We start from the raw sequence: 4,396 nt of genomic DNA, 5'->3' as shown, positions 1-4,396 counted from the left end.
GGCTTCTCGAAAGTAGCGTCGAATCAGGCGATGATTTATCAGAAGGTGACGGAGTTGGAGAGTGGGGAAAAAAGTTGATGTGCAATCAAAAAGAAAATCATGGAAAAGTTAGAATTGAAAAACGAATTGAATCGTATGGTCGAGCGAATGCCTGCATCTTTAGTTCAAGAAATTCTGGATTTTGCTGAATTTTTGCTTACTAAGAAATCCTTGCGGGCGATGGAGTCTAATATTGGGATGCGCTCGTCTTCAAACGAACAAACAGCCCATCTCGAAGAGGAATTTCTAAATTACAAAACACTATATCCAAAACTGGAGAATGAGTGATTTGGCAGAATATTCTGTTTACGTTAGCGATACTATGGCGATAGTATTATGGCTCGAGAAAAGAAAGCTGCCTCGGAAAGTAGCAAACGTTTTCAGATCTGCGCTGTCTGAACCCGACAAATACACAGTATGGGTTCCCGCCATGAGTCTTGCTGAAGTAGGATATTTATACGAAAGGGGGCGCATAGAAACCTCTCCTGATAATGTGTTGACTTTTATTCGTAGTTCGCCAGATGCTTTCAAACTTCGTCTCATGGATGCCGATGTCATTTTGAGAGCTTTTGAAATTGATGATATACCTGAACTCCATGACCGCTTGATTGCCGGAACCGCGCTACTTTTAAACACACCAATACTGACGAATGACCCGGATATGGATAAATCAGAATTCGTCACAACGTTTTGGAAATAATTATATGACAAAAGAAATAAGCATAGGAATCATTGGAGCGGCGGGTTACACAGGAGGCGAATTAATACGCATTCTCCTGAATCACCCCAACGCGCACATCGCCTTCGCCCATAGTAAAAGCCAGTCCGGCAAGCCTGTGTACGCCACGCACACGGATTTGTTGGGCGATACCGATTTGATTTTTTCGGGAGATGAGACTTCAACTTTACTACAAGACGAATCTTTGCAGGTGATTTTCCTCTGCTCGGGTCACGGCGAATCAAGAAAGTTTCTGGAAGCGAATAAAGTACCTGAATCTGTCAAGATCATCGACCTTAGTACAGATTTTCGTGACGAGTCGGCTGACTTTATATATGGCTTACCCGAGTTGCAAAAAGAGAGAATAAAGGGAGCGACGAAAATCGCTAATCCTGGTTGTTTTGCCACGAGTATTGAACTAGCTTTATTGCCACTGGCAAAAGCCGGATTGCTACAAAATGAGATCCATGTGAGTGCTGTGACGGGCAGTACGGGGGCTGGACAATCGTTAAGTGCGACAACTCATTTTTCGTGGCGTAACAATAATGCCTCGATTTACAAAGCCTTCACGCACCAGCATTTGACTGAAATAATAATGAGTGTGACGAAGCTGCAGAGCGGTTTTGACAAAGCCATCAACTTTATTCCTTACCGCGGCGATTTTACACGCGGTATCATGGCTAATGTCTATACTTCTTACGAGGGTACTTTGGAAGAAGCTATCGAACTATATCGCAGTTTTTACGAAACACACCCCTTCACGCACGTAAGTATTTCGGCGATTGATCTGAAACAAGTCGTCAATACGAATAAGTGTTTCGTTCATTTGGAAAAGCATGATGGGCAACTATTGATTACCAGCATCATCGATAATCTTACTAAGGGTGCCTCAGGTCAGGCGGTACAGAATATGAATTTGATTTTTGGCCTGCCGGAAGTTGCGGGTCTAAAATTAAAAGCTCCGGCTTTTTAACAACTTGAATCCACCTAATCTTTACTGTCCACTATCTAATCTCAACTCGCAACTTAATAAATGTCAAATCTTTTCGACGTTTACCCCGTATACGACATAGAACCCGTCAAGGCGCTAGGCAGCTATTTGTGGGATCAAAACGGTACCAAATATACCGACCTCTACGGCGGTCACGCCGTGATTTCCGTGGGGCATTGCCATCCCTATTATGTGGAAATGCTCACCAGGCAGATGAACGCCATCAGCTTTTATTCCAATTCGGTTAGGATTGGTTTGCAGGAAGAGTTAGCGGAAAAACTAGGTGTGCTGTCCGGCTACCCTGATTACAAACTTTTCCTGTGCAACTCCGGCGCGGAAGCGAACGAAAATGCCTTAAAACTGGCGTCCTTTCACACGGGCCGAACGAAGGTTGTTGCCTTCAAAAAGGGCTTTCACGGACGCACAGCGGGTGCGGTGGCGGCGACGGACAATCCGTCGATCGTGGCGCCGGTCAACTACAATCAACACGTAAGTTTTCTGCCCTACAACGATGTGGAAGCCTCCGAAATCGGGATCGACGCCGAAGTTTGCGCTGTGATCGTGGAAGGAATTCAGGGCGTGGGCGGCATCCACGTTGCCACCGATGAATTCCTGCAAACGTTGCGCCGCAAGGGCGACGAAACCGGAGCGGTGCTGATTTTGGACAGTGTGCAATGCGGCTACGGACGTACGGGTAAGTTTTTTTCGCACCAGTTCAGTGGCATCCATCCCGACCTGATGACGATGGCCAAAGGTATGGGCAACGGTTTTCCAATCGGTGGCGTGATGATTTCTCCCAAGTTCAAAGCGAGTTACGGCTTGTTGGGAACGACCTTTGGCGGCAATCACCTCGCCTGCGCGGCGGGCGTGGCGGTGCTGGATATTATGAAAGACGAGAACTTGATCGAAAACGCTACTAAGATGGGTGAGTACCTTATGGAAGGCATCCGACGCATCGGCGGCTACAAGGAACTGCGCGGTCGTGGCCTGATGATTGGCATCGAATACGATTTTCCGATCAAAGACTTACGCAATAAACTACTCTTTGATCACAAACTCTTTACGGGCGTCGCTGGGGCGAATACCCTTCGACTACTGCCGTCGCTGGCGCTCGGAAGGAAAGAAGCCGATGCGTTTTTAGAAGCACTTGAAACTGAAATCACTCAGTTAGATTAGCAAAAGAAAAAAGTCATTGCCGTATCGACTGACCTCCTTTGACCTTTAACCGTTGACCCTCAACCCGAAAGTACCCTTAAAAGCCAAGAATGAACCACTTTATATCTCCCGCCGACGTCCCTGACCTCAGTCAACTCGTTACCAGCGGCATCGTAGCCAAGCGCAATCCCTTCTCCGATCAAGAATTGGGTAAGAACAAGACTATCGGTTTGCTTTTCTTTAACTCCAGCCTGCGGACACGGCTGAGTACGCAGAAAGCGGCTCAAAATTTGGGTATGAATGTCATTATCCTAAATGTCAGTCAGGACAGTTGGGGCCTGGAAATGGAGGAAGGCGAGCCGGGCAAGCCCATCATCATGAACGGAGCCAAAGCCGAACACGTAAAGGAGGCAGCAGCGGTCATCGGGCAGTACTGCGACATCATCGGGGTGCGGTCATTTGCCAAGTTACAGGACCGCGATAAGGATTACTCCGAATTGGTTTTCGAACAATTCAGGAAATACGCGGGCGTTCCTATCGTCAACCTCGAATCGGCCACGCGGCACCCGCTGCAATCGTTGGCCGACTGTATCACGATCGAGGAATTCAAGGTAAAAGCGCGCCCCAAGGTAGTGTTGACCTGGCTGCCACACTTCAAAGCGTTGCCACAAGCTGTCGGCAATTCCTTTTGCGAATGGATGAATCGCATAGACGTCGAACTAGTTGTCACCCACCCGCCGGGCTACGACTTAGCTCCTGAATTTCTGGGTAGCGCCGAGGTAGTTTATGATCAAAACAAAGCCCTGGAAGGCGCCGACTTTGTATACGGTAAAAACTGGTCGTCCTACACCAACTACGGGCAGGTATTAGTGAACGATCCGGCCTGGATGATGACGGAGGAGAAAATGGCCCGCACTGACAACGGCAAGTTCATGCACTGTCTGCCCGTGCGCCGCAACGTGAAGGTGACTGACGAAGTACTGGACGGTCCGCGTTCACTGGTTATCGAGCAGGCGGGCAACCGCGAATGGGCCGCGCAGGCGGTATTGAAAGAGATTCTGGTGGCGATGCAGTGAGTGGGTAAGGCAATCAGGCTCACGTGAGCGCACAATTATGCGCCAAATTTGGAACCGACTCGGCAAAGATGGTCGTGCGATATGGCTTACTGGCTGACCATAAAAAAAATGGCCGCCTCTTTTAGTTTCCTGTTGAAAAATTCATTTACTTTGCATTTCAGAGTACTCTGCTATGCAAGATCAAAACGACCAACTTAAAACCCTGCACGAAATCAGGAGCATCATGGACCGCTCCACTCGTTTTCAGTCCCTGAGCGGACTGTCGGGGATTTTTGTGGGGCTGTTCGCGCTGGCGGGAGCCGGGGCCGTGCAGTGGTACTTGGCAGTGCATGGATTGGCGTATCCAGCGCTTTACCAAGGTGGTTTGGCGGAAACGGTACAGTTTACCGTGTCGGTGGCGATGGCAGTATTTGGCCT

At 48.5% G+C, this 4,396-nt stretch carries 6 protein-coding genes and 1 pseudogene; all 7 read left to right on the top strand.

Annotated features, from left to right (window positions below; genetic code table 11):
- On the top strand, positions 1–188 hold a 188-nt coding region (locus ACEW8P_RS20425; RefSeq protein WP_373514923.1), incomplete at its 5' end, for a hypothetical protein.
- Positions 100–327 (top strand): DUF2281 domain-containing protein, encoded by a 228-nt coding sequence (locus ACEW8P_RS20420; RefSeq protein WP_373514922.1) that lies wholly within the window; start codon positions 100–102, stop codon positions 325–327. The genes ACEW8P_RS20425 and ACEW8P_RS20420, both read left to right, overlap by 89 nt.
- Entirely contained in the window at positions 320–739 is a 420-nt protein-coding gene (locus ACEW8P_RS20415; RefSeq protein ID WP_373514921.1) for a type II toxin-antitoxin system VapC family toxin, read from the top strand. The genes ACEW8P_RS20420 and ACEW8P_RS20415 overlap by 8 nt, the downstream gene beginning before the upstream one ends.
- Positions 740–743: 4 nt before the next feature.
- The gene (argC, locus tag ACEW8P_RS20410; protein ID WP_373514920.1) at positions 744–1,730 is read left to right on the top strand and encodes an N-acetyl-gamma-glutamyl-phosphate reductase; all 987 of its coding nucleotides are present in this window, start codon (positions 744–746) and stop codon (positions 1,728–1,730) included.
- 60 nt (positions 1,731–1,790) lie between these two features.
- A complete protein-coding gene (locus tag ACEW8P_RS20405; protein ID WP_373514919.1) occupies positions 1,791–2,924 on the top strand; it encodes an aspartate aminotransferase family protein in 1,134 nt (377 codons plus the stop codon).
- Between the two features lie 89 nt (positions 2,925–3,013).
- Complete coding sequence (locus ACEW8P_RS20400; protein ID WP_373514918.1) at positions 3,014–3,979, top strand: N-acetylornithine carbamoyltransferase; 966 nt, start codon at positions 3,014–3,016, stop codon at positions 3,977–3,979.
- Between the two features lie 172 nt (positions 3,980–4,151).
- Positions 4,152–4,396, top strand: a pseudogene (locus ACEW8P_RS20395) (hypothetical protein); the annotation flags it as partial.

It is taken from the genome of Persicitalea sp. (assembly GCF_041751555.1).
Classification (GTDB): domain Bacteria; phylum Bacteroidota; class Bacteroidia; order Cytophagales; family Spirosomataceae; genus Persicitalea.
The sequence above is the reverse complement of the archived record's forward strand: the minus strand, read 5'-3'. Positions and strand labels throughout refer to the sequence as shown.

Bases quoted from the DNA above. Each gene is read 5' to 3' on its own strand.
- argC (WP_373514920.1), top strand. From the start codon at position 744: ATGACAAAAGAAATAAGCATAGGAATCATTGGAGCGGCGGGTTACACA.
- ACEW8P_RS20420 (WP_373514922.1), top strand. From the start codon at position 100: ATGGAAAAGTTAGAATTGAAAAACGAATTGAATCGTATGGTCGAGCGA.
- ACEW8P_RS20415 (WP_373514921.1), top strand. From the start codon at position 320: ATGAGTGATTTGGCAGAATATTCTGTTTACGTTAGCGATACTATGGCG.
- ACEW8P_RS20405 (WP_373514919.1), top strand. From the start codon at position 1,791: ATGTCAAATCTTTTCGACGTTTACCCCGTATACGACATAGAACCCGTC.
- ACEW8P_RS20400 (WP_373514918.1), top strand. From the start codon at position 3,014: ATGAACCACTTTATATCTCCCGCCGACGTCCCTGACCTCAGTCAACTC.